Origin of the sequence: Mycobacterium sp. URHB0044 (genome assembly GCF_000620625.1) — a bacterium.
GTDB lineage: Bacteria > Actinomycetota > Actinomycetes > Mycobacteriales > Mycobacteriaceae > Mycobacterium.
Genome location: NZ_JIAW01000021.1, coordinates 85,887 through 110,684, shown reverse-complemented (window position 1 = coordinate 110,684; position 24,798 = coordinate 85,887). Strand labels below are relative to the sequence as shown.

The window sequence follows — 24,798 nt, the reverse complement described above, 5'->3', positions numbered from 1 at the left end:
AACTCCCAACTCTCCGTCCGATAGTCCCATTCCGGATCGGCGGCCGCGTGCATACGCTCGATTCATGGCGGCACCAGCGGCACGGCTGAACACCTGGACCATGACTCGCGAGGCGATCACCGTCGGCTTCGACGCCGACGGCGGCTTCCTCGCCAGGGCACGCGGGCATGACGTCACGCGATTCCGCTGCGCTGGACGCCGTTTCGTGTCGATCGCGCACCCGGAGTACATCGACCACGTGCTGCACGCGGCACGGACCCGCTACGTCAAGTCCAACGAATACGAGCCCATCCGGGCAGCCGCGGGCATCAACTTGCTGACCGACGAGGGCGACTCGTGGGCCGCTCATCGGACGACCCTGAACCCCACCTTCGCGCGACGGCACCTCAACGAACTCGTCGACCTGATGATCGACCCCATCGAGCGGGTTGCTGCCGAACTCGCCGAACGGGGTGACGACGTCGCGTTCGACATGCACACGACCATGGTCGAGACGACGCTCCGAGTCGTCGCCAACGCACTGTTCAGTCAGGACTTCGGCCCGATCGTGCACGGCATGAAGGACTTGACGACGCGCGGCCTGCGACGCACCGAGCGTCTAGCGCGAGTCGGATTGTTGGGACTGCTGCCACGGCCGGTCTACGAGGCAATGACGTGGAGCACGTTCTCGGGCATCCCACTACCACCGCCGTTGCGGGAAGGGCAGAAGATCGCCCTGGCCTTGGACGCCGCGGTGAACGACGTGCTCGAGGACCGGCTGGCACATCCGACCGAATCCGCCGACCTGCTCAACGTGCTGTTCTCGGCCGACGGCGGAACCTGGCCGCGCAAGCGCGTTCGCGACGAGGCGCTGACCTTCATGCTGGCCGGCCACGAAACCACGGCGAATGCGATGTCGTGGCTGTGGTACCTGCTGGCGCAGAACCCGGACGCGCGGAATCGGATGCTGGCCGAAATCGACGACGTGCTCGGCGGTCGTCGGCCCACTGCCACCGACTTGACCCAGCTGCCCTGGACCACTGCCTGCGTGCAGGAGTCACAGCGCTACTTCTCCGCCGTGTGGATGATCGGCCGCGAGGCCGTCGAGCACGACGCCATCGGCGAGCACCACATCCGCCCGGGGACCACGGTGCTCATCCCCGTGCACGCGGTCCACCACGATGAGCGCTGGTGGCCCGACCCCGAAGTCTTCGACCCAGCGCGATTTCTCGGCGATGCGGCCAAGGAACGCCCGCGGTCGGCCTATCTTCCCTTCGGGGGCGGACGACGCATCTGCATCGGGCAGAGCTTCGCATTGATGGAGATGGTGCTGATGACGGCGATCATGAGCCGGCGATTCACCTTCGAGTTGCAGCCGGGCCATCCCGTCGAACTCGAGGCAACCTTGACGCTGCGACCCAAACATGGCCTCAAGGTCGTCGGACACAGAAGGGAGACGCCGTGACGGAACCCGACTGCGACACCGTCATCGTCGGCGCCGGGTTCGCCGGCATCGGCGCGGCCATCCAGCTCGACCGGGCGGGACTCGGCGACTACGTGATCATCGAGGCCGGCGAGGAGCCAGGCGGAACGTGGTACTGGAACACCTATCCCGGTATCGCCGTGGACATTCCGTCGTTCTCCTACCAGTTCTCCTTCGAGCAGAGTCCGCACTGGACACGCACGTACGCGCCGGGAAACGAGCTGAAGGCCTACGCCGACCACTGCGTCACCAAGTACGGCCTGCGGCCGAAGATCCGGTTCTCCACCAAGGTCACCGCGGCGGTGTTCGATGACGCATCCGCCACCTGGCGGGTCGACCTGGACTCCGGTACGTCCATGACGGCCCGGTTCCTGATCAACGCCAGCGGTGTCCTCACGCTGCCCAAACTGCCGGACATCGACGGCGTCGACGGCTTCGCGGGTGTCACCATGCACACCGCCCGGTGGGACCACTCCCAAGATCTCAGGGGCAAGCGAGTGGCGATCATCGGCACCGGCGCGTCTGCGGTCCAAGTGATTCCGGAGATCGCACCGATCGTCGAGCGGCTCGTGGTGTTTCAGCGCACCCCGATCTGGTGCTTCCCGAAGATGGACGTGCCGTTACCGGCCGCGGCGCGCTTGGCGATGCGCCTTCCCGGCGGCAAGGCGATTCAGCGCTTGATCAGCCAGGCCTATGTCGAGTTGACCTTCCCGCTGTCGGCGCAGTACTACACGGTGTTCCCGCTGGCGAACCGGGCGGCGCGGCTCGGCAAGGCGTATCTGCGCCGCGAGGTGCACGACCCCGTGGTGCGCGAGAAGCTGACACCGCAGTACGCCGTCGGCTGCAAGCGACCCGGCTTCCACAACACGTATCTCTCGACGTACAACCGGGACAACGTGGAGCTGGTTACCGAGCCGATCGACAAGGTGATCGGTTCGGGAGTGGCGACCGTGGACGGCGTCACCCGCGACGTCGACGTGCTGATCCTGGCGACCGGGTTCAAGGTGATGGACGTCGACAGCGTCCCCACCTTCGCCGTCACCGGCGCCAACGGCCGGTCACTGAGCCAGTTTTGGGCGCAGCAGCGGCTGCAGGCCTATGAAGGTGTCAGCGTGCCGGGGTTTCCCAACTTCTTCACCGTGATGGGGCCGTACGGCTACGTCGGCTCGTCCTACTTCGCGCTGATCGAGGCCCAGACTCACCACATCGTGCGGTGCCTCGACCGGGCCTCCGATCGTGGCGCGACCCGCGTCGAGGTGTCCAAGGAAGCCAACGACCGCTACTTCGCCGAGATGATGCGCAAACGGCACCGGCAGATCTTCTGGCAGGACAGCTGCCAACTGGCCAACAGCTACTACTTCGACCAGAACGGTGACGTGCCACTGCGGCCCGCCACCACGGTCCAGGCCTACTGGCGCAGCCGCCGGTTCCCGATCGAGGACTACGAGTTCACCGCATAGCGTCTCAGTACGAGATGGTGCCGAAACTCTTTGCGGTGCCACGCATTTCGTCGTGCATTCCGCCATAGACCTGCACCCGCGGCAGCAGTCGCTTGTCGATCTTGGTGACGGCGCTGAAGTTGGTGTCCACCACGTTGGCGATGGGAACCTGTGAGATCTGGGTCAGCAGCTGATAGGCGTCGAGCCTGTCGAGGCCGTAGAGCTCGCCGAGCCAGCCGATCATCTCGACCTGGCCGGCCCGCCACGCCTCCTCGAGCGGCCGGCCGGAACCGATGCACATCAGGTGGGTGTCGTTCTCGATCCTCGGCCAGGCCGGTCCACCGCCCTTGATCAGATCGACGATCGCGGTGACGTTCATCGCGCCTTCCACTGCCGTGCCACACGATTCGCCTTCACCCTGGCGGTAGTGCCCGTCGCCCAGCGAGAACAGCGCCCCTTCGACGTTCACCCGCAGATAACACGTTGCGCCGGCCGCCATTTCGGGGGTGTCCATGTTGCCGCCGAAGTAATCCGGCACCAGCGAGGTGCGCACCTCGCGGCGCGCCGGCGCCACGCCCACCGTGCCGAGCATGGGATTGGCGGGCAGGCTCAGCTCGAAGTTGCTTCCCTGCGCCGAGAAGCCCAAAGTGTCCGTGGCCGAATCGTATTCGTAGATCCAGGTGCGCTCGGGTAGCGCGGGCTGCAGCGTCGGGCTGGCCGGAACGCTGGTGAGGCCGCCGAAGAACGGGATCAGCGTCGACGCACCCCAGCTGCGCGCCGGCGTCAGGTCGACCAGATGCACCGCCAACGTATCCCCGGGCTCGGCGCCCTCGATCCAGAACGGACCGGTCTGAGGGTTGAGATCGTCGGTTTGCAGGACGCTGCTGGCGACGTCGTCCGTGCTGGTGATCCTGCCGCCGTAGGCATCCTCGGCCCACAGCGTCAGCACCGTGCCCGGATTGATGCGCCGCACCGCCGGCGCCCCGCCGAACGTGTAGGCCAGCTGGTCGACGGTCGGGACGAAGGTCACGTGTTCCATGACCAACATCCTGCTGGAATCCGGCTGCGGACGCGCCGCGAAGCGACGTCCCTAGACCGAGGCCTTCAGGTCGTCGGCCTTGTCGGTCCGCTCCCACGGCAGGTCGACGTCGGTGCGGCCGAAGTGGCCGTACGCGGCGGTCGGCGCGTAGATCGGTCGCAGCAGGTCCAGGTCGCGGACGATGGCGCCGGGCCGCAGGTCGAACACCGACGTGATGGCCTTCTCGATCCGGGCCGGATCGACGGTCTCGCTACCGAACGTCTCGACGAACAGCCCAACGGGAGCGGCCTTGCCGATGGCGTAGGCCACCTGGACCTCGACGCGCTCCGCCAGCCCAGCTGCGACCACGTTCTTGGCCACCCAGCGCATCGCGTACGCGGCCGAACGGTCCACCTTGGACGGATCCTTGCCCGAGAACGCACCGCCGCCGTGGCGGGCCCAGCCGCCGTACGTGTCGACGATGATCTTGCGGCCGGTCAGGCCGGCGTCGCCCATGGGGCCACCGAGCACGAACTTGCCGGTGGGGTTGACCAGCAGCCGGAAGTCGGACGTGTCCATGGTGTCGTGATTCAGGTCGGCCAGAACGGTGTTGACGACCTTCTCGCGGATGTCGGGCGTCAGCGTGGCGTCCAGGTCGATGCCCGCGGCGTGCTGGGTCGACAGCACCACAGTGTCGAGGCGGACGGGCGTGGTGCCGTCGTACTGCACCGTGACCTGGGTCTTGCCGTCGGGCCGCAGGTAGTCGAGTACTCCGTTCTTGCGCACCTCGGTGAGCCTCCTGGCCAGCCGGTGGGCAAGAGCGATCGGCAGCGGCATCAGCTCGGGCGTGTCCTTGATGGCGTAGCCGAACATCAGGCCCTGATCGCCCGCGCCCTGGGCGTCCAGCGGATCGCCGGCTCCCTCGACGCGCGCCTCGTGGGCGGTGTCGACGCCCTGCGCGATGTCGGGCGACTGGGCCCCGATGCCGATGTTGACGCCGCACGTCTCGCCGTCGAAGCCCTTCTCCGACGAGTCGTAGCCGATCTCGAGAATGCGTGCCCGCACGGTCTTCGGGATGTCGGCGAAGGCGTCCTTGGCCAGCGTGGTGACCTCACCGACGACGTGCACCTGGCCGGTCGTGACGAGGGTCTCGACGGCGACGCGGGACCGGGGATCCTGTGCGAGCAGCGAGTCGAGCACCGAGTCGCTGATGGCGTCACAGATCTTGTCGGGATGCCCTTCGGTTACCGACTCACTGGTAAACAGCCGACCTTTGCTCACGGTGTCATTCCCTTCAGAAACTTAGTTATGCGAATCATATCTGTGCCCGGATGCAGCCAAGCGCGTGCCGTCGTCCCACGCAACCCTTAGACGCAGCGTGCCGAGTGCAAAGCGTCACCCATCGTGGTTGCGGAGGAAGTCGGCGATCGCGTCCACGATACGGCTGGACATCAAAGTCTTCGAACCGTGCTCCAATGCGGCTTCGTTGCCGTCGGCCGCCAAGAGCCATCCGTCGTTGTTGTCGACCTCGAAGGCGCGGCCTTCGCCGACGGCGTTGACGACGAGCAGATCGCAGCCCTTGCGCTGAAGTTTCGCGCGCGCGTGGAACAACACGTCGCCGTTGGCGTCCCCGGTTTCCGCGGCAAAACCCACGATCGCCCGCATGTTGGGCAGCTGTCCGTCGGCGCGTGCCCGGACGGTCCCGGCAAGGATGTCGTCGGTGCGGGTCAGGGCGATGGTGGGCGCGTCGGCGGACGCGTCGGCCGACTTCTTGATCTTGCTGGTCGCGACCTGGGAAGGCCGGAAGTCCGCGACCGCGGCCGCCATCACGAGCACGTTCGAGTCGGGGGCGTGCTTGGACACCGCGTCCTGGAGTTGGCTTGCCGAACCGATGTGCACGACCTCGACGCCCGCCGGGTCGACGAGGCCGGCGGTATTTCCGGCGATCAACGTGACGTCCGCACCGCGCTGAGCAGCTACGCGGGCCATCGCATACCCCTGCTTGCCCGAACTGCGGTTGCCGATGAAGCGGACGGGGTCGATGGGTTCCCTGGTCCCTCCCGCGGTGACGAGGACCTTCACGCCGGCCAGATCGTGCGGCAGGGCGTCAGGGCGGTCCAGGAGCAGTTGGGCGAAGGTGGTGATCTCCTCGGCCTCAGGCAGCCTGCCTGCCCCGCTGTCCGCGCCGGTGAGCCTTCCGGACGCCGGCTCGAGCACCACGGCCCCGCGTCGGCGCAGCGTCGCGACGTTGTCGACGGTCGCCGGGTGAAACCACATCTCGGTGTGCATCGCGGGTGCGAACAGCACGGGACATCGCGCGGTCAGCAGTGTCGCGGTCAGCAGGTCGTCGCCACGGCCCGCCACTGCGCGTGCGAGCAGGTCGGCGGTGGCGGGGGCGACAACGACGAGATCGGCTTCCTGGCCGATGCGGACGTGCGGAACCTCGTTGACGTCCTCGAACACTCCCGTGCGGACGGGATGCCCGGACAACGCCTCGAAGGTGGCGGCGCCGACGAACTTCAGGGCCGATTCGGTGGGAACGACGCGAACGTGGTGGCCGGCTTCGGTGAGCTGCCGGACGACCGAGCACGCCTTGTAGGCCGCGATGCCCCCAGCAACGCCGACAACGATCCGCTTGCGGTCCGTACTCACGTGCTCGGCGGCCTGGCTACTGCTCGCCCTCGGAGTGCTCGAGCAGGTCGGCGTGGATTTCCCGCATCGCGATCGACAGGGGCTTTTCCTGGAGGCCGGGCTCGACCAGCGGGCCGACGTACTCGAGGATGCCGTCGCCGAGCTGGTTGTAGTAGTCGTTGATCTGGCGCGCGCGCTTCGCGGCGTAGATGACCAGCGCGTACTTGCTCGACGCCCGATCGAGCAACTCGTCGATGGGCGGGTTGGTGATGCCCAGCGGCGTGTCGTAGGCATTTGCTGCGTCGGAGTCGAGGCTCTCGACAGGCGTGATCACTAAGAAATCTCCTGAAAGCTAGCTAGCTGTTGGGTCGATGTGCGCCGTCTTCGGCGTGTCGCCCACCAGCAAGGATACCAATTCCGCGCACGCGGACTCCAATTGGCTGTTGACGACCACTTTGTCAAAGGTATGTTGGGCGGCCAGTTCGGCCCGCGCGGTGTCGAGCCGGCGTGCCATTACTTCGGGGCTCTCGGTCCCCCGGCCGACCAATCTGGCCTCCAAGGCCTCCCAGCTCGGCGGCGCGAGGAAGACCGTCAGCGCGTCGGGCATGGCGGCCTTGACCGACCGGGCACCGGCGAGGTCGACCTCGATGAGGACGGGGCGTCCGGACCGTGCGGCGGCACGGACGGGTTCGGCAGGCGTGCCGGAACGGTGCAGGCCACCGTGTATTTCGGCCCATTCCAGGAGTTCGCCGTCGTCGATGAGCTGCTGGAACCGTTCCGGAGTGACGAACGCGTAGTCGACGCCGTCCACCTCGCCCGGGCGGGGCGCTCTGGTGGTTGCGGAGACGCTGAAGTGAAGGTCGGGAAGCCGGTCGCGCAGGCAGCGCACGACGGTCGACTTGCCGACGGCGGAGGGACCGGACAGCACCACGACGCGGCTCATCGCGCATCTCGGCTATTCGCGCAAGCGCTCATCGCTGTCCGGCCCCTCGGCCGGCGTTCACTAATCGCTGGTGAAGTCGAACTTCTCCAGCAAGGCCTTGCGCTGACGATCACCGAGACCACGCAGGCGGCGGGTCGGGGCGATCTCGAGCTCGGTCATGATCTCCTGCGCCTTGACCTTGCCCACCTTGGGCAACGCCTCGAGCAGTGCAGAAACCTTCATCTTGCCCAAGACCTCGTCGGACTCGGCGTCCTTGAGGACCTGCTTGAGGTTGGTGCCGCCACGCTTGAGCCTGTCCTTGAGCTCAGCTCGCGCTCGACGTGCGGCAGCAGCCTTCTCCAACGCTGCCGCGCGCTGTTCGTCGGTCAACTGGGGAAGGGCCACGGGTTCCTCCGTCTCTCGGTCATCTCTTTACGGCCGTCATCTTCTGTCTTGACTGGTAGGAGAACCAGCCAGCGTCGACGACCGTACCCACGCTGGCTGACGAAAGCTAACCCCACCCCCCGGTTTTGGCGTCAAAAGTCCAGCGTGTAGAGCGATTGCTCGACGCGGCCCGCCACGCGCCATCACCGCCGATTGGCGCCGTTTCCGGCCCGTCGGTCAGCGATGTGCCTGCATATCGGGGGTTTTGGCCGCCCGCGGCCGATCGCGCGCCGGCTCGAGTGATCACGCGGGTGCCCATAGGCCGCCCGACCGACCCCCTGGTTGAGAAATTTTCGCTGGTCACCGCGTGTCGGGCGTGTCGGAGCGGTCCGCGCGCACGATGACGACGTCACGACCGTCACTCCAGTTACACCTGTCACGTAGGCCACTCATAAGCAGAAGAAAGCTCCCGCACAGGTTGTCTGCATAGCGTGCGGCGGTCGGGTTGATCAGGGCGTCTCGAACGCCCCGAAAGGAAAGATGGCCATGCATCTCAAACGCATGACATGTGCCTCCGTGATCGCGATCGGCGTCGGTGCCTCCGCATTGACCGCCGGGGCCGGGCTCGCCGCCGCACAGCCCGGTCCGCCCCCGTGCGGACCTCAGGGCGTCGACTGCCAGGGACCGGGTGGTCCCGGCGGGCAAAATGGGCCTGGCGGGCCAGGCGGCCCGGGAGGACCGCCTCAGCAGCACGACAACGGACCCGGCGGACCTCCTGGCGATCCGGGCGGTCGAAACGACGGACCCGGCGGGTTCGATCGCCGCGGCGGCCCTGGCGGCGATCGCGATCAAGGTGGACCACCGTGGGGTGACGATCCGGGCCGCTCGCACTTCGGCGATCCCGGCGGGCCCCCACCGCCACCGCCGCCCGACCTGGGCTGGCGTGGGATCGACCAGGGCAGGTTCGACCATCAGCCGTTCAACTACAACGGCAGCTGGGTGCAACCGATCTTCAACCCCGACTTCAACAACTGGGGCTTCTGGTTCTTCGGCATCTGGATCCCGCTGTGACGGGTCGGTAGGAGGAAGCGAAACACCGCGGCCGGCGATGGCGACATCGCCGGCCGCGGTGTTTCTTGTTGACCTCTCGAACGGCGCAGCCCGCCACTGTGCGCGTCACGATGAATTCGCCCGCAGAATCTCGTCACGTTCACAGTCGGCGCAGATCCTGGTGGCGGTCATCGGTTTAGCAAACCGTTATCGCTCGCACAGGCGAGACACATCACCACCACAGAGCCAACCCATTTCGGCGCCATAACGTCACTGCACGTGCCGCGACGATCGCTGCATCGATGAGAAATGGAGTGAGAGAATGACTTTCAAGCGAATCTTGTGCACGTCAACGATGGCGGCCGGAATCGGAATCGCGGGCATACTCGGGGTCGGCCTCGGGACGGCAAGTGCGGAGCCGTGGCAGAACTGCGACCGCCCGGGCGCCCCGCCCTGCGGCGGGTACGACCACCACGACGACCGTGGGAACGGTCCGGTCGACTGGAACCACCGCGGCATCGACCAGGGTCGTCAGGACCATCAGCCGTTCAACTGGAACGGTCAACAGGTGTACCCGGTGCCCGCCGGCGACGGCAACGGGTGGGGTTTCTGGTTCGGCCCCATCTGGATTCCGCTGTAAGCCACAGGGAAGCAGCGCGGCGGGTCATCGGCAACGGTGGCCCGCCGCTGCGTCTATCCGGCCAGATATGCCACCGCGTCGCGCATCCGCTCCCCTGCCGCCCGCACCGCGGCCACGTCGGGACCTGCGCGCAGCACCTCGCGGGACACCGCGGGCAACACCGTTCCCGGCGCCGCACCACCCAACTCGTCGAGCGCGTCGGTCCGACCGCCCTGGGCACCGATTCCCGGCACCAACACGGGTCCGCCGAGCGCTCGCAAGTCGGGAACCTCGGACAAGGTGCCACCGACCACGACACCTACCGAACCCGTTCCCGACGACCGGTTCTCGGCGCCCGCGTCGTCGACGATGGACTGGGCGACGGTGCGGCCGTTCACGGTGGCGCCCTGCACGCTCGCACCTTCGGGATTGGACGTCGCCGCCAACACGAACACCCCGCGGCCGTGCGTTGCGGCAGTGTCCAACAGCGGTCGCAGCGAGCCGAAACCGAGGTACGGGGACGCGGTCACGGCGTCGCACGCCAGCGGCGAGTCACCGGCCCACGCCGCGGCGTACGCCGCCATCGTCGTGCCGATGTCACCTCGCTTGGCGTCCGCCAAAACCAGGACCCCGGACTCGCGCAACGCGGCGATGGTGCGCTCGAGCACCGAGTAACCGGCCGCACCATGGCTTTCGAAGAACGCCACCTGCGGCTTGACCACGGCGAAACCCGCATAGGCCTCGACACAGATGTCGCAGAATGCTGCGAGGCCGTCGGCGTCCACGGTCAACCCCCATGCCGTCAGCAGCTCGGGATGGGGGTCGATGCCAAGGCACAGCGGCCCCCGCTCTGCCGTGGCGGCGGCGAGTCGCGCCCCGAACCCCGCCACTACGAGGCGCCGAGCCTGCTGTGCAGTTCCTGCAGTGACAGCACGCCGATGTCGCCACGGATGCCCGCTTCGATGCCCTGCACTGCGGCCGATGCACCCTGCACCGTCGTGACGCACGGGATGTTCATCGCCACCGCGGCCGACCGGATCTCGTAGCCGTCGATGCGCGGCCCCGAGTTTCCGTACGGCGTGTTGATCACCATGTCTACCTCGCCTGCGCGGATCGCTTCGACGGCTGACATGGCGGGCCGGTCGGGAGTGGCCTCCTCGAAGTGCTTGCGTACCTCGTCGCATGGAATGCCGTTGCGGCGCAACATCTCGGCAGTGCCCTCCGTGGCCAGCACGCGGAAGCCGAGGTCGGCGAGCCGCTTGACCGGGAACACCAGCGAGCGCTTGTCCCGGTTGGCCACCGAGACGAAGACCGTGCCCTCTGATGGCAACGAACCGTAGGCGGCGGTCTGACTCTTGGCGAAGGCCGTGCCGAAGTCGCGGTCGATGCCCATCACTTCGCCCGTGGACTTCATCTCCGGTCCGAGCAACGAGTCCACCTGTGAGCCGTCGGCCTTGCGGAACCGGTTGAACGGCAGGACCGCCTCCTTCACCGCGATGGGGCCACGCGATGAGAAGTTCGCGCCGTCGCCGGTCTTGGCGAGAACGCCTTCCTCCCGGAGTTGGGCGATCGTGGCGCCCAACATGATCCGCGCGCACGCCTTGGCCAGCGGGACGGCAGTGGCCTTCGACACGAACGGCACGGTGCGGCTCGCGCGCGGATTGGCCTCGAGCACGTAGAGCACGTCGTCCTTGAGCGCGTACTGCACGTTGAGCAGCCCCACCACGCCGATGCCGTGGGCGATCGCCTCGGTGGCGTGCCGGACCGCGGCGATGTCCTGCCGGCCCAACGTGACGGGAGGCAGCGCGCACGCCGAGTCGCCGGAGTGGATCCCGGCCTCCTCGATGTGCTCCATCACGCCGCCGATGTACACCTCGCTGCCGTCGCACAACGCGTCGACGTCGATCTCGATGGCGTCCTCGAGGAACCGGTCGACCAGCACCGGGTGTTCGGGCGACAGTTCGGTGGCGCGGGTGATGTACCCGCGCAACGTCTCGTCGTCGTACACGATCTCCATGCCGCGGCCGCCGAGCACGTAGGACGGCCGCACCAGCACCGGGTAGCCGATGTCGGCAGCGATGCGACGGGCCTGCTCGAAGCTGGTGGCCATGCCGAACCGCGGCGCAGGCAACCCCGCGTTCTTGAGCACCTCGCCGAACTCGCCTCGGTCCTCGGCGAGGTCGATCGCCTTGGGGCTGGTGCCGACGATGGGGACGCCCGCGTCGGCGAGCCGCTGTGCCAGGCCCAGCGGCGTCTGGCCGCCCAGCTGCACGATCACACCGGTGACGCCGGGACCGCCTGCGCCAGAAGCGCACTCGGCGTAGTACACCTCCAGCACGTCCTCGAAGGTGAGCGGCTCGAAGTACAGCCGGTCGGCGGTGTCGTAGTCGGTCGACACCGTCTCCGGGTTGCAGTTGACCATGACCGTCTCGAAGCCGGCCTCGCTCAGCGTGGTGGCGGCGTGCACGCAGCTGTAGTCGAATTCGATGCCCTGGCCGATCCGGTTCGGCCCGGACCCCAGGATCAGGACCTTGGGCTTCTCGGTCTGCGGCGCCACCTCGGTCTCGGCGGCGGGGTCGAGTTCGTAGCTGCTGTAGTGATAGGGCGTCTTGGCCTCGAACTCGGCCGCGCAGGTATCCACGGTCTTGTACACGGGGTGGATGCCGAGCCGCTGGCGCAGCGCGCGAACGCCCACCTCGCCCGCGAGTTCGGTTCGCAATGCCGCGATTTGGCGGTCCGACAGACCGCTGTGCTTCGCCCTGCGCAGCAAGTCCTCGTCGAGCACCGGCGCACCGCGCAGCTCGGCCCACAGCTCCACCAGTCCGCCGATCTGCTCGACGAACCACGGGTCGACGCCGGACGCCTCGGCGACGCTCTCGACGCTGCCGCCCAGTCGCAGGGCCAGCTCGATGTCGTAGAGCCTGCCGTCGGTCGGGGTACGCAGCCGGTCCAGCAGTTCGTCGACCGTGACGTCTGGGTCCTCGCCCGTCCAGAACCCGGCCCGTCCGGTTTCCAGCGACCGCATGACCTTGCCAAGCGCCTCGATGAAGTTGCGGCCCAACGACATTGCCTCGCCGACGGACTTCATCGTGGTGGTCAGCGTGGGGTCGGCGCCCGGGAACTTCTCGAACGCGAACCGCGGCGCCTTGACCACGACGTAGTCCAGCGTCGGCTCGAAGCAAGCCGGCGTCTCCTTGGTGATGTCGTTGACGATCTCGTCCAGGGTGTAGCCGATGGCCAGCTTGGCGGCGATCTTGGCGATCGGGAAACCCGTGGCCTTGGACGCCAGCGCACTGGATCGGGACACCCGCGGGTTCATCTCGATGACGATGAGGCGGCCGTCGGCCGGATTGATGGCGAACTGGATGTTGCAGCCACCGGTGTCGACGCCGACCTCGCGCAGGATGGCGATGCCCAAGTCGCGCATGGTCTGATACTCGCGGTCGGTCAAAGTCATCGCGGGTGCGACGGTGACCGAGTCGCCGGTGTGCACGCCCATCGGATCGAAGTTCTCGATCGAACAGACCACCACCACGTTGTCGTGGTGGTCACGCATCAATTCGAGCTCGAATTCCTTCCAGCCGTAGATCGATTCCTCGATCAGCACGTTGGCACTCGGCGACGAGGCCAGCCCGTAGCCCGCCATCCGCTCGACGTCCTCGACCGAGTGCGCCATGCCGGAGCCGAGGCCGCCCATCGTGAAGGAGGGGCGAACGACGACCGGCAGGCCGAGTTCCGCGACGGTCTCGCGGACCTCGTCCATGGTGAAGCAGACCGCCGACTTCGCGGACTCGCCGCCGACCTTCGCGACGATGTCCTTGAACCGCTGCCGGTCCTCGCCCCGCTGGATGGCCTCGAAGTCCGCGCCGATCATCTCGACGCCGTGCCGCTCGAGGGCACCGTTCTCGTACAGCGCGACGGCCGTGTTGAGCGCGGTCTGACCACCGAGCGTGGCGAGCAATGCGTCGATCTTGTTGCCGCGCTCGGCTTGTTGCGCGATCACCTTCTCGACGAACTCCGCGGTGATGGGCTCGACGTAGGTGTTGTCGGCGTACTCGGGGTCGGTCATGATGGTCGCCGGATTGGAGTTGACCAGGCTCACCTGCAGGCCCTCGGCGCGCAGCACGCGGCAGGCCTGCGTGCCGGAGTAGTCGAACTCGCAGGCCTGCCCGATCACGATGGGCCCCGAGCCGATGACCAGAACGTGGTTGAGATCTTTGCGGCGTGGCATCTAGCGGTGCTCCCCTGCCATCAGGTCGACGAATTGGTCGAACAGGTAGTTGGCGTCGTGTGGACCGGCCGCGGCCTCGGGATGGTACTGCACCGAGAACGCCCTTCCGTCAACGAGTTTGATTCCCTCGACGACGCCGTCGTTGGCGCAGGTGTGGCTGACCACGGCCCGCCCGAACGGCGTGTCGAACTCCTCACCCGCCTCCCCCTCCAGCGCAAAGCCGTGGTTCTGCGCGGTGACGGCGACGCGGCCCGTGGCATGGTCCATCACCGGCACGTTGATGCCGCGGTGGCCGAACACCATCTTGTAGGTCGACCGGCCCAACGCCCGGCCCAGGATCTGGTTGCCGAAGCAGATGCCGAACAACGGGATTCCCGCGGCGAGCACTTGCTGCGTCACCCCGACCACGTGGTCGGCGGTGGCCGGGTCGCCCGGCCCGTTGGACAGGAAGACGCCGTCCGGATTGAGCTCGGCGATCTCGTCGAAGGTCACCGACGAGGGCAGCACGTGACTGCGGATGCCGCGACGGGCGAAGTTGCGGGGCGTGTTCGTCTTGATGCCGAGGTCAAGAGCGGCCACGGTGAACCGTTGCGCTCCATCGGGTTCCACGACGTAGGCGGCGTCGGTGCTGACCTCGCCGGCAAGGTCAGCACCCAGCATCGAGGACTGGCCGAGGACGCGCTCCAGCAGTTCGTCGGTCGGCGCGAGCGCATCTCCAGAGAACACGCCTGCCCGCATGGACCCGACGGTGCGCAGGTGGCGCACCACGGCCCTGGTGTCGATGCCCGCAATGCCCACGACGCCCTGACGGACCAGTTCGTCGTCGAGCGTGCCGGTGGCCCGCCAGTTCGACGCGCGCGGCGACGGGTCACGGACGGCGTAACCGGCCACCCAGATCTTGTCGCCGCGGCTCTCGGCGTCTTCGTGGTTCCAGCCGGTGTTGCCGATCTGCGGCGCCGTCGCGACGACGATCTGCCCGTGGTAGCTCGGATCGGTCAATGTCTCCTGGTAGCCGGACATGCCGGTGCTGAACACCGCCTCACCCAGGGTCTGCCCCACCGCGCCGAACGGGGTGCCCATGAAGACCCGGCCGTCCTCCAGCACCAGGACCGCCGTGCTGGCGCGCAATCCGCTTCGCGTGTCGCTGATCACGCCACGTCCTCCTCAACCCAGTTGGCCAGGTCGCGACGGTCGTCGCCGCGGAACCCGGTGTCGATTTCGGTGCCCGACGGCAGTCGCCACCTGATGGCGAGGATGCCGTCATGCGTCAGTGCCTTGCCCGCGATTCCCCGTTCCCTGCGGATGACCGTGATGGCCTCGTCGGGAATCCAGATGGGCGTCGCGCCGGTGCGCTGCACCATGATTCCCTCCGGGTAGCGGGTGAGCGTGGCCTTGCTGCGGAAACCCAAGTCGCCAACGGCGATTCGGTCCTGCCAGCTCGGTGCGATGGTGCTGCCCACGTAAAGCCCCTTGGTCGCCGGGATGAGCGCGGGCCCGACGGTGTCCGGCAGCGGCGGCAGCGTGCCGATCAGCTCGGCCTGCCGCTGGGCGCGGCGCAACCAGCCACGCATCATCTGCCGGATGAAGAACGCGATCAACACCGCCAGCACGGCCGCCATGATCAGCGACGCCACCAAGGTCGGGGTGTTCATGCCGGACTCTTCCCGTCCCGCGCCGTGACCTTGCCGCGCAGCATCGTCAACGTCACCACGGCGGGCAGCGTCATCGACTCGAACGGGGTGTTGTCCGACCGGCTGGCGAGTTCCGTTCCAGCGACGGTCCAGCTGGCATCGGGGTCGACCACGGTGAGGTTGGCCGGTTCGCCGACCTCCAACGGGCGGCCCTGATCCGGTAACCCGACGATGCGGGCGGGCTCCTCGCTCATCACCCTGGCGACGTCGCGCCACGTCAGCAGCCCGGTCTGAACCATGGTTTCGACCACGACCGACAGCGCCGTCTGCAGCCCGAGCATGCCCGGGCGGGCGGCGGCGAACTCGCACATCTTCTCGTGCTCGGCGTGTGGGGCGTGGTCGGTGGCGACGCAGTCGATGACGCCGTCGGCCAGCGCTTGACGCAGCGCCTGGGCGTCATCGGCCTCGCGCAGCGGCGGGGTCACCCGATTGCGGCCGTCGTAGCTGGCCAGCCGCGAATCGTCGAGCAGGAGGTGGTGCGGGGTGACCTCCGCGGTGATCGAGATGCCTTGCTGCTTGGCCCATCTGATGATCTCCACGGTTCCCGCGGTCGACGCGTGACAGATGTGCACCCGCGCCCCTGCATCGCGGGCAAGCAACGCGTCGCGGGCAACGATCGATTCCTCCGCGGCGCGCGGCCATCCGGACAGGCCGAGCCGCGCGGCGTTCGGGCCCTCGTGGGCAACTGCACCGACGGTGAGCCGGGGCTCCTCGGCGTGCTGGGCGATCAGCACGCCAAGGCCGCTGGCGTACTCCAGGGCGCGGCGCATCATCAGCGGGTCGTGCACGCAGATGCCGTCGTCGGAGAACATCCTGACGCGTCCGACCCCGGCGGCCATCAGGCCCATCTCGGTCAGCTGCGTGCCCGCCAGCCCAACGGTGACGGCCCCGACCGGGTGGACGTCGACCAGCCCGACCTGCTGACCACGGTGCCAGACGTGGTCGGTGACCACTGGACTGTCGGCGACAGGGCTGGTGTTCGCCATCGCGAACACCGCGGTGTAACCGCCCAGAGCAGCGGCGGCCGAACCGGTTTCGATGTCCTCGGCGTACTCCCGGCCGGGCTCCCGCAGATGGGTGTGCAGGTCGACGAATCCCGGCAGCAACACCTGACCCGAGGCGTCGATCACGTCGGCGTCATCCGGCACCGCGAGTTCCGCACCGATGCCAGCGATCTGGCCGTCCTCGACCAGGACGTCGACGGGGTCACCCTCGCCGTAGGGACGTAGGTTGCGAATTAGGACCCTCATGCGCTGATCGCCTCTCGTTCCGCGCCGACCAGCAAGTGGAACAACACGGCCATCCGCACGTGTACACCGTTCGAAACCTGTTGCAGCACGGCGGATTGCGATGAATCGGCCACGGTCGACGAGATCTCCATGCCGCGCAGCATCGGACCGGGATGCAGCACCACCGCGTCGCCGGGCAGCATCGCCTGGCGCTTCTCCGACAGCCCGTACAGCACCGAATACTCTCGGGCGGACGGGAAGAAACCGCCGTTCATCCGTTCGGCCTGCACCCGCAGCATCAGCACTACGTCGGCGGCGGGCAGTTCGGCGTCCAGGTCGTGCGACACCGTCACGGGCCAACCGGACACCCCGACCGGCAGCAGCGTGGGAGGGGCGACCAGCACCACCTCGGCACCGAGAGTGGCCAGCAACAGGACGTTGGACCGGGCCACCCGGCTGTGCAGGACGTCGCCCACGATGACGACCCGCTTGCCCTCGATCGTGCCCAGTCGCTGGCGGATGGTCAGCGCGTCGAGCAGCGCCTGCGTCGGATGTTCGTGCGTGCCGTCGCCGGCGTTGATCACCGATGGTCCGGTGCTGGCCTCTTCGACCGTCCACTCCGCAAGTTGTTGCGCCGCACCGGATGCCGGGTGCCGGATGATCAGCGCGTCGGCGCCGGCTGCCCGCAGCGTCAGCGCGGTGTCGCGCAGCGATTCGCCCTTCGCCACCGACGACCCCGACGAGCTGACGTTGATCACGTCGGCGCTCATCCACTTACCCGCGACCTCGAAGGACACCCGGGTGCGCGTCGAGTTTTCGTAGAACATCGTGATCACCGTGCGGCCGCGCAGCGTCGGAAGCTTCTTGACCTCGCGGCCGAGCAGGGCTTCGCGAAACCGGTCGGCGTCGTCGAGGATCGCGGTCGCTTCATCCCGAGTCAGGTCGGCGGCGGAAAGGAGATGTCTGCTCATCGTGGGGGCCCTCCGTGCGACGCGATCAGCACCCCGTCGCGGCCGTCGTGCTCGGTCAACAGAACCTTGATGTTGTCGTTGCGGGAGGTGGGAACGTTCTTGCCGACGTAGTCGGCGCGCAACGGCAGCTCTCGATGGCCGCGGTCGACCAGAGCGGCCAGTTGGACCGCGCGCGGCCGGCCCACGTCGCGCAACGCGTCGAGCGCGGCCCGCACGGTTCGGCCGGAGTACAGCACGTCGTCGACCAGTACCACCACTGCGTCGTCGATGCCGCCGTCGGGGATCGACGTGTCCTCGAGGGGGCGGGGTGGCTTGAAGTTGAGGTCGTCGCGGTACAGCGTGACGTCCAGCGCGCCTGCCGAGACCGTGACGCCTGCGAATTCGTTGATCTTGTCGACCAGCCGGGCGGCGAGCGTGACGCCGCGGGTGGGGATGCCGAGCAGCACGACGCGCGGTGCATCAGGACCGTCGAGGGCGGTCTTCTCGATGATTTGGTGCGCGATGCGCGAGATGGTCCGGCCTACGTCTGCGGCGGACATCAATTCCCGGTCGGGGCTTGGGGCACCCAAGATGACCTGGACCTCCTTCTCCGCCTCTCGGGACGGATCGTTAAAGGACGTCGAACTGCCGGGCAGCTTAACACTCGCGAGCCTGCGCTCGAGAGGCTGGCTAGGCTGGCCCGGTGAATCTCGACGGCAATCAGGCGTCCATCCGCGAGGTGATCGACGCGGGCCTGCTCGCCGGTGCGGTCACGCTGGTATGGCAGGGCGGCAAGGTGCTGCAGGTCAACGAACTCGGGTACCGCGACGTCCACGCGGGCCTTCCGATGCAGCGTGACACCGTCTTCCGGATCGCGTCGATGAGCAAGCCCATCACCGTCGCGGCCGCGATGACGATGGTCGAGGAGGGCAAGTTCGCGCTCGGCGACGCCGTGGCGCCGTACCTGCCCGAACTGGCGCAGTTGCGGGTGATGGCCGACCCGGCTGGACCACTGGACAGGACCGTGCCGCTGCGCCGGCCGATCACATTCGACGACCTCATGACGCACCGCAGCGGCCTGGCGTATGGCTTTTCCGTCGGTCCCCCGCTGTCGCGGGCCTACGGCAAGTTGATGTTTCGTCAGGATCAGGACCGCTGGCTGACCGAGCTCGCTGCGCTGCCGCTGGCGCACCAGCCCGGTGATCGGCTCACCTACAGCCATGCCACCGACGTGCTGGGCATCGCGTTGTCCAGGATCGAGGGCAAACCACTGTCGGAGATTCTGGCCGACCGGATCTTCGAGCCGCTCGGCATGACGGACACCGGTTTCGCGGTGACCCAGCAGGGGCGCAGGCGCGCGGCGACGATGTACAAGCTCGACGAGTCCACCGGCGACCAGCCGACGCTGCGCGACGACGTCATGGGGCCGGCCAGCGTGGCCCTGCCGACGTTCTGTGCGGGCGGCGCCGGGCTGTGGTCGACGGCCGACGACTACCTCACCTTCGCCCGCATGCTCCTCGGCGGCGGCGTCGTGGACGGCGTGCGGGTGCTGTCGGAGGAGTCGGTGCGGTTGATGCGCACCGACCGGCTGACCGACGAGCAGAAGCGCCACCCCTTCCTTGGCATGCCGTTCTGGAATGGGCGTGGCTTCGGGCTGAACCTGTCGGTGGTGACCGATCCCGCGAAGTCACGTCAGCTGTACGGGCCGGGCGGGCTGGGCACGTTCAGTTGGCCGGGCGCATACGGCACGTGGTGGCAGGCCGATCCGTCGGCGGATCTGATCATGCTGTACCTGGTGCAGAACCTGCCCGACCTGAGCGGTGACACGGCCGCCGCCGTGGCGGGCAACACGTCGCTGGCCCGGCTGCAGACCGCGCAGCCACGATTCGTGCGGCGCACCTATCAGGCGCTGGAGGCCTGAGGGTCAGCCGTCGATCCGGGTCTGCGTGTACAGCGCGAGCTTCCATCCGTCGTCGGTGCGGTGGTACGCACTGGCCATCGCCCCGACGAACGCGGGTTCTTCGCCGTCGCGGTATCCGGTTCCGGTGTAGACCAGCACCGCGTTGTCGGCGTCGACTTCGATCAGCCGGGCGTCGTCAATGTCGTAGGTGCGCCACGGCGGTGACTGCGACAGCGCCGCGACCACGGTGTCGCGGTCCATCACCATGCCGTTGGCCAGCACCATGAGCGCGTTGGGCAGCATGACGTCGCCGTAGAACTCCGAGCCGGTGGCCTGGCACAGCGAATCCCAGCCTGCGCGTTCCAGTTCGAGCAAGGAATCGAGGTCGATGTTGGACATGCGCGGCGGATACCCAGTTTCGAGGAATGGTTGCGCCATCGGGTCGTCGCCACCAATGCGTATGACATACGCTTAACGCCATGACGCAACCCACCATCCTGATCAGTGGCGCCGGTGTCGCCGGACCCGCGTTGGCCCACTGGCTTGCCGACGACGGCTATCGCGTGATGGTCGTCGAGCTGGCGCCCGGCATCCGCCCGGGCGGTCAGACGGTCGACCTACGCGGCGCCGGACGCGACGTCGTGCAACGCATGGGACTGCTCGAGGAGATGGTCGACCGCTCCCTACCGCAGCGCGGCATCGCCTGGGTTCGCGCCGACGGCAGTCGCCGGGCCGAGATGCCGGTTGAAGCGTTCGACGGCAATGGCGTGGTCTCCAAGCTGGAGATCCTGCGCGGCGATCTGGTCGACGCGCTCTACCAACACACCAAGGACCGGGTCGACTACCGCTTCGGCACCGGCATCACGGCGCTGGAGCAGGGTGACGATGGCGTCGACGTGACGCTCAGTGACGGCACCCGGCTGCGGGCGGATCTCGTAGTCGGCGCCGACGGGCCCCATTCGGCGGTGCGGCGCTTGACGTTCGGTCCCGAGGAGCAGTTCGTGAAACTGCTGGGCGGGTACAACGCATGGTTCACCGCACCCGACACCGCGGGTTTGGATGGGTGGTATCTGATGTACCAGGCCCCAGGCGGGCTGAATGCGTCGATGCGACCCTCGCATGTTCCGGCAATCGCCAAGGCGGGCCTGGCCTTTCGATCGGAGCCGTTGACCTACGACCGGCGTGACGTCGATGGGCAGCGAAAGCTGTTGGCGGACAGGTTCGCCGCCGCCGGTTGGCACGCCGGTGAGCTCGTCAAGGCGGCAGCGCAGGCCGACGACTTCTACTTCGACGCGTTCCTGCAGGTGCACATGGAGTCGTGGTCGCGGGGCAGGGTGACGCTGTGCGGCGATGCCGGCTACTGCGCGTCACCGCTGTCCGGGATGGGCACCAGCCTCGCGCTGGTCGGTGCCTACGTCCTCGGCGGCGAACTGGGTGCCGCCGAAGGCGAAATCGCCACAGCACAAGGCGGATTGACCACCGAGCGGGTGACCGACGCACTCGCGCGGTACGGGAAGATCATGCGACCCTACGTCGACAAGTGCCAGGCCCTGCCCGCGGGCCTCGACGGGTACGCGCCGGTAAAGAAGTCCGACATCGCGATCACGGCGATCGTGATGAACTGGATGCAGCGCTGGCCGTTCCGGTCGTACGCGGCCAAGAAGTTCTTCACCACGGCCGATTCGATCGAACTGCCGGACTACGCGCGAGTTAGCCGCTAGCCGGCCGTCATACCGTCGTGAAGGACGTGACGTACAGCAGGTTGTCGGCGGAGTCCGTCACGTAGAGCTTGCCGTTGCCACCCACCGCGATTCTGCGGCTGACCGCATTTGAGCTCTGATCGGTGGTGAACGTACGGATCACCTGGTTGGTGCGGGTGTCGATCATCGTGACTGACTTTCCGTCCGAATGTGTCACGTAGGCGGTGCTGCCATCGGGGCTGAACGCCACGTCGTAGGCACCGGCGGGCACGGTGATCCGTCCGATCTCCGTGTTGTAGGTGGCACTCGCCGGGTTGGTGTCGATCACCGACACCGCGCTGTAAGTGCCTGTCACCAGCCAATTGCGGCCTTGGTCGTCGGTGATGAACCAGCCGCTGGTCTGGCCGCCGACGCCGCGGTCGACGACGAGCACCCGCTCGGTGACGTACAGGCGATTGCCGTCGGGGCTGACGGCCACGTTGTACGTGCTGTCGACCACCTCGTTGTGGAAGGCGTCGGCATTCCACGCCGGTCCGACGTGCACGGCCTTGGTGACGGTCATGGTCGACGTGTCGATGACGTACACGGCGTCGTCGGTCGGAGCGCCCGCATAGAGCCGGCGCCCATCTCCGCTGATCTCCAAATCGCCGTCCCACACACCGACATTCGACGTCGAGATGACCTTGTTGTAGGTCGTGGTGTGCGTCGGATCGGTGTCGATCACGGAAATGCTGCCGTCGCCGACGGCGGCGTACGCCCGTTTGCTGTCGGGGCTGACGACCACGTCGTAGACGCCGTTGTAGCACTCGCCACACTCGTTGGGCACGTAGATCGTCGCCGCGACCGTGTTGGTGCTGGTGTCGATGACCGAAACGGAGTCGTAGTTCGCGACGTACACCCGCTTGCCGTCGGGAGCGGCAGTGGCCCGCGTCGGCGCGTATCCGACGGCGATGGTCTTGACGACCTGCCCGGAGGTCGTGTCGATCACCGACACGGTGCTGTCGGCGTTCACCACGTAGGCCTGGTTTCCGGCCACCGCCACCCCATTCGGGTTGCTTCCCACCGGGATTGGCGTCGTGGTCGGGGCGCCCCCGCTCGGAGGTGGCGGTACGGCCGCCTTCGGCGAGATCACGACGGTGACGGGAACCGCCGTAGTCGCTTGGCCGTCGCCGACGTTGACCGTAAAGTGGTCGTAGTCCTCGGTGCTGGTCTGCGCCGCTTGCTGCCGCGCCGCGTCGGTCGGCGTGTAGGTGTAGGTACCGGTGACCTCACCGTAGGTGACCGTGCCGCTCGCCGGGCCCGTGTTCGGTGCGGTGGCGAAGGTCAGTTTGTCGCCGTCGATGTCGGTGACGTTGACCGATCCCGTGACCGCCCCCGTCGTCGAATCGGTGCCGGTCACCGTCGGCAGCCCCTTGGGCGTCGGAGCGGAGTTGACGTGCGCCAACTTCAGGACGCGCACATTGCGGTCGACGGCATCGGTGACGTAGATCGTGTTGCCGTCGGCGCTCAGCGCGATGCTGTGCCCTCCCGTCTCGGCCGCGGGATCGATCGCCAGGGTGCGAGTCACTGTCGTGCTCCTGGTGTCGATCACCGAGATCGAGTCGTTCCCGTTGGCGACGTACGCGAGGCTGCCGTCCGGGCTGAACTTCACCGAACTGGGGGAAGTGCCCACCGCGACGGTCTTGCGCACGGTGTAGGCGTTCGTGGCGGCGTTCGTGGCGTCGATGACGGTCACGGTGCTGCTGCCGGTGTTGGTCGCGTAGACCGACTTGTTGTCGGGACTGACGGCGAGGCTGGTGGGCTGGGTTCCAGCCGTGATGGTGTTGGTGACGCCGTAGCTCGCCGTGTTGATCACCGACACCGTGCCACTTCCCTTGTTGGCCACGTAGAGCCGGGAGCCATCGGGGCTGACGGCGAGCCCGGTCGGCGACGAGCCGACCGCGATCGAGTCGACTGCCCACCAGGTGACCGGGTTGACGTCGACGAGGGCGTCGCTGGACGTGCTGATCACCGACACCGTGCCGCTGCCGCTGTTGGCGACGTAGACCTTGCTGCCGTCCGGGCTGACCGCCAACCCCTGCGGTGAGGAACCGACCTGGATGGTCTTGGTCACCTTGTTGGTCGACGTGCTGATCACCGATACCGTGCCACTGCCGCTGTTGGCGACGTACACCTTTCCGTTGGACGTCGCGACCACTGCGGCCGGAGACGTGCCGACCGTGATGGGATCGACCACGGTGGGAGTGGCGAGATTGGTGTCGACGAGTTGCCCAGTGCGCGTGTCGATTACCGACACCGTATTGGATCCCTGGTTGGCCAGGTATGCGTAGTTGCCGCTCAGCGCGAGCGCCGAAGGGTTCGTCCCGACGGTGGTCGGCGCGTTCAGTGACGTCTGCATCGACGAGATGGGCACCGTCACGGCGACAGGCGTGCTGGCTTGGCCGTCGCTGACGGTGACGGTGAAGCTGTCGGTGTCGGCCCCCGGAGTCTGACTCGCGGCCAGGCGTACCGCTTGCGTCGGCGTGTAGGCGTAGTTGCCCGCTCCATCGACCGTGACCGCGCCATTCGCCGGTGTGCCGGTGACGGCGTAGGTCAGCGTGCTGCCCTCGGGATCGGTGGCGTTCAGCGACCCCGTCACCTTGCCCGCGTTGACGTCGTCGGGCGCATTCACCGTCGGCGATGCGGTGGGCGCGGCGTTGACCGCCGTCGCCGCCAACGCCATCATCGGCTGGGCGCCACCGGTATCGGTGCTCGCAAGCTTCAACGAGGTTTGCGTGGAATCCGAGGCGGTCGTTGATGATTCGCCGGCCAGCGACTGCTGCGACAACCGCCGCCAGGCGCCGAGCAGCACCAACGACACCGGCGACTCCCCCGGCGTCACGGGGCCGCCACCGGCCGCCGACGGGTTCCATCCGACCAGCGACATCATCGTCGACGCCAACTGCGACACCACCGAGGACGGTGCCACGGGCGCCTCCGCGAATGCCGAGACTGCCTGCGGCGCAGCCATATCCGAGGTCAACGCCGCGGGGGGTTGAGTCGAGCGCGGCACCGACGGTGCCACCGCTCTCGTACTGACGGAGTCGGCCGCTGCGGACGCGCTACGCCTCGCCGAAGGTGGCGTCCCGGTGTCCGCATTGGACGCGCTCACGGCCGTCGACGCGCGCTTGGCCGGTTTGACCGGCGACGATTCGAAGTCCGACTTGCCAGACTTGACGCGCGCCGCAGGAGTATCGCGGTCGGTCGTGGTGTCCGTGTCCGTGCCGGCAGTGCCGTCGTCGGCCAACGCAGCGCCCGCGGAGCCAGGCGTCGTCGAGGTAATCGATCCGCCCGTCGCGTCCACCTTCATCGCACCGGCGTCGTCCCCGGCATCATCCCCGGGGTCATCGGAGCCTCCGTCCGAACCCGGAGACCCCGACGGGACCTTCGGGGCTTCGGCCGTACCCGTCGCCGACGCTCCCGTGGCAGCACCGGCAGGCGAGCCATCCGTCGTCGAGGGTTCCGTCGACGTCGCATCGGCATTCGGCGTGGCATTGGCAACGCCAGGCGTGTTTGCCACGGCTATCCCCACA

Annotated in this window: 21 protein-coding genes; 6 read left to right on the top strand and 15 right to left on the bottom strand. The window is 67.6% G+C overall.

What is annotated here, in order from left to right:
- Positions 1-64 precede the first annotated feature (64 nt).
- Both N536_RS0130005 and N536_RS0130000 read left to right on the top strand, forming a co-directional pair.
- The gene (locus N536_RS0130005; RefSeq protein WP_029117004.1) at positions 65-1,444 is read left to right on the top strand and encodes a cytochrome P450; all 1,380 of its coding nucleotides are present in this window, start codon (positions 65-67) and stop codon (positions 1,442-1,444) included.
- On the top strand, positions 1,441-2,922 hold the full coding sequence (locus N536_RS0130000) for an NAD(P)/FAD-dependent oxidoreductase (RefSeq protein ID WP_029117003.1): 1,482 nt from the start codon (positions 1,441-1,443) through the stop codon (positions 2,920-2,922). The genes N536_RS0130005 and N536_RS0130000 overlap by 4 nt, the downstream gene beginning before the upstream one ends.
- 4 nt (positions 2,923-2,926) lie before the next feature.
- Here N536_RS0130000 and N536_RS0129995 read toward each other — a convergent pair whose 3' ends face one another.
- From N536_RS0129995 to mihF, 6 genes are all read right to left on the bottom strand, one after another.
- On the bottom strand, positions 2,927-3,940 hold the full coding sequence (locus N536_RS0129995) for an acetamidase/formamidase family protein (protein ID WP_029117002.1): 1,014 nt from the start codon (positions 3,938-3,940) through the stop codon (positions 2,927-2,929).
- A gap of 51 nt (positions 3,941-3,991) precedes the next feature.
- Entirely contained in the window at positions 3,992-5,200 is a 1,209-nt protein-coding gene (metK, locus tag N536_RS0129990) for a methionine adenosyltransferase (protein ID WP_029117001.1), read from the bottom strand.
- Between the two features lie 114 nt (positions 5,201-5,314).
- Entirely contained in the window at positions 5,315-6,571 is a 1,257-nt protein-coding gene (gene coaBC, locus N536_RS0129985; protein WP_029117000.1) for a bifunctional phosphopantothenoylcysteine decarboxylase/phosphopantothenate--cysteine ligase CoaBC, read from the bottom strand.
- Between the two features lie 16 nt (positions 6,572-6,587).
- Positions 6,588-6,884, bottom strand: coding sequence for a DNA-directed RNA polymerase subunit omega (gene rpoZ / locus N536_RS0129980; RefSeq protein WP_029116999.1), 297 nt, complete (start codon positions 6,882-6,884; stop codon positions 6,588-6,590).
- 18 nt (positions 6,885-6,902) lie between these two features.
- Positions 6,903-7,493: a guanylate kinase gene (gene gmk / locus N536_RS0129975; protein WP_029116998.1), complete on the bottom strand. Its 591-nt coding sequence runs from the start codon at positions 7,491-7,493 to the stop codon at positions 6,903-6,905.
- Between the two features lie 60 nt (positions 7,494-7,553).
- Positions 7,554-7,877, bottom strand: coding sequence for an integration host factor, actinobacterial type (gene mihF / locus N536_RS0129970; RefSeq protein WP_029116997.1), 324 nt, complete (start codon positions 7,875-7,877; stop codon positions 7,554-7,556).
- A 525-nt stretch (positions 7,878-8,402) separates the two neighbouring features.
- Here mihF and N536_RS0129965 point away from each other — a divergent pair.
- Both N536_RS0129965 and N536_RS0129960 read left to right on the top strand, forming a co-directional pair.
- Positions 8,403-8,927, top strand: coding sequence for a hypothetical protein (locus N536_RS0129965; protein WP_029116996.1), 525 nt, complete (start codon positions 8,403-8,405; stop codon positions 8,925-8,927).
- Positions 8,928-9,228: 301 nt separating this feature from the next.
- Positions 9,229-9,546 (top strand): hypothetical protein, encoded by a 318-nt coding sequence (locus N536_RS0129960; protein ID WP_029116995.1) that lies wholly within the window; start codon positions 9,229-9,231, stop codon positions 9,544-9,546.
- A 53-nt stretch (positions 9,547-9,599) separates the two neighbouring features.
- Here N536_RS0129960 and pyrF read toward each other — a convergent pair whose 3' ends face one another.
- Genes pyrF through pyrR form a run of 7 tightly spaced genes read right to left on the bottom strand, consistent with a single transcriptional unit; the run spans position 9,600 to position 18,219 of the window.
- On the bottom strand, positions 9,600-10,415 hold the full coding sequence (gene pyrF / locus N536_RS0129955) for an orotidine-5'-phosphate decarboxylase (protein ID WP_029116994.1): 816 nt from the start codon (positions 10,413-10,415) through the stop codon (positions 9,600-9,602).
- The gene (gene carB, locus N536_RS0129950; RefSeq protein WP_029116993.1) at positions 10,415-13,756 is read right to left on the bottom strand and encodes a carbamoyl-phosphate synthase large subunit; all 3,342 of its coding nucleotides are present in this window, start codon (positions 13,754-13,756) and stop codon (positions 10,415-10,417) included. Before carB ends, pyrF begins: the two co-directional genes overlap by 1 nt.
- Positions 13,757-14,884, bottom strand: coding sequence for a glutamine-hydrolyzing carbamoyl-phosphate synthase small subunit (gene carA / locus N536_RS0129945; RefSeq protein ID WP_029116992.1), 1,128 nt, complete (start codon positions 14,882-14,884; stop codon positions 13,757-13,759).
- A gap of 20 nt (positions 14,885-14,904) precedes the next feature.
- Complete coding sequence (locus N536_RS0129940; protein WP_029116991.1) at positions 14,905-15,408, bottom strand: hypothetical protein; 504 nt, start codon at positions 15,406-15,408, stop codon at positions 14,905-14,907.
- On the bottom strand, positions 15,405-16,697 hold the full coding sequence (locus N536_RS0129935; protein ID WP_029116990.1) for a dihydroorotase: 1,293 nt from the start codon (positions 16,695-16,697) through the stop codon (positions 15,405-15,407). The genes N536_RS0129940 and N536_RS0129935 overlap by 4 nt, the downstream gene beginning before the upstream one ends.
- Positions 16,694-17,647: an aspartate carbamoyltransferase catalytic subunit gene (locus N536_RS0129930; RefSeq protein ID WP_029116989.1), complete on the bottom strand. Its 954-nt coding sequence runs from the start codon at positions 17,645-17,647 to the stop codon at positions 16,694-16,696. Before N536_RS0129930 ends, N536_RS0129935 begins: the two co-directional genes overlap by 4 nt.
- Positions 17,644-18,219 carry a bifunctional pyr operon transcriptional regulator/uracil phosphoribosyltransferase PyrR gene (gene pyrR / locus N536_RS0129925; RefSeq protein ID WP_369798485.1) on the bottom strand — a complete coding sequence of 192 codons (576 nt, stop codon included), beginning with the start codon at positions 18,217-18,219 and terminating at the stop codon, positions 17,644-17,646. The genes N536_RS0129930 and pyrR overlap by 4 nt, the downstream gene beginning before the upstream one ends.
- Before the next feature lie 110 nt (positions 18,220-18,329).
- Here pyrR and N536_RS0129920 point away from each other — a divergent pair, with 110 nt between their 5' ends.
- On the top strand, positions 18,330-19,547 hold the full coding sequence (locus N536_RS0129920; protein WP_029116987.1) for a serine hydrolase: 1,218 nt from the start codon (positions 18,330-18,332) through the stop codon (positions 19,545-19,547).
- A 3-nt stretch (positions 19,548-19,550) separates the two neighbouring features.
- On the opposite strand, the gene N536_RS0129915 is transcribed toward N536_RS0129920, so the two are convergent.
- Positions 19,551-19,925, bottom strand: coding sequence for a nuclear transport factor 2 family protein (locus N536_RS0129915; RefSeq protein WP_197040268.1), 375 nt, complete (start codon positions 19,923-19,925; stop codon positions 19,551-19,553).
- An 80-nt stretch (positions 19,926-20,005) separates the two neighbouring features.
- Between N536_RS0129915 and N536_RS0129910 the strand changes: the two genes are divergently transcribed.
- Entirely contained in the window at positions 20,006-21,247 is a 1,242-nt protein-coding gene (locus N536_RS0129910) for an FAD-dependent monooxygenase (RefSeq protein ID WP_029116985.1), read from the top strand.
- Positions 21,248-21,254: 7 nt separating this feature from the next.
- On the opposite strand, the gene N536_RS40955 is transcribed toward N536_RS0129910, so the two are convergent.
- Entirely contained in the window at positions 21,255-24,785 is a 3,531-nt protein-coding gene (locus N536_RS40955) for a YncE family protein (RefSeq protein WP_197040267.1), read from the bottom strand.
- Positions 24,786-24,798: the final 13 nt, after the last annotated feature.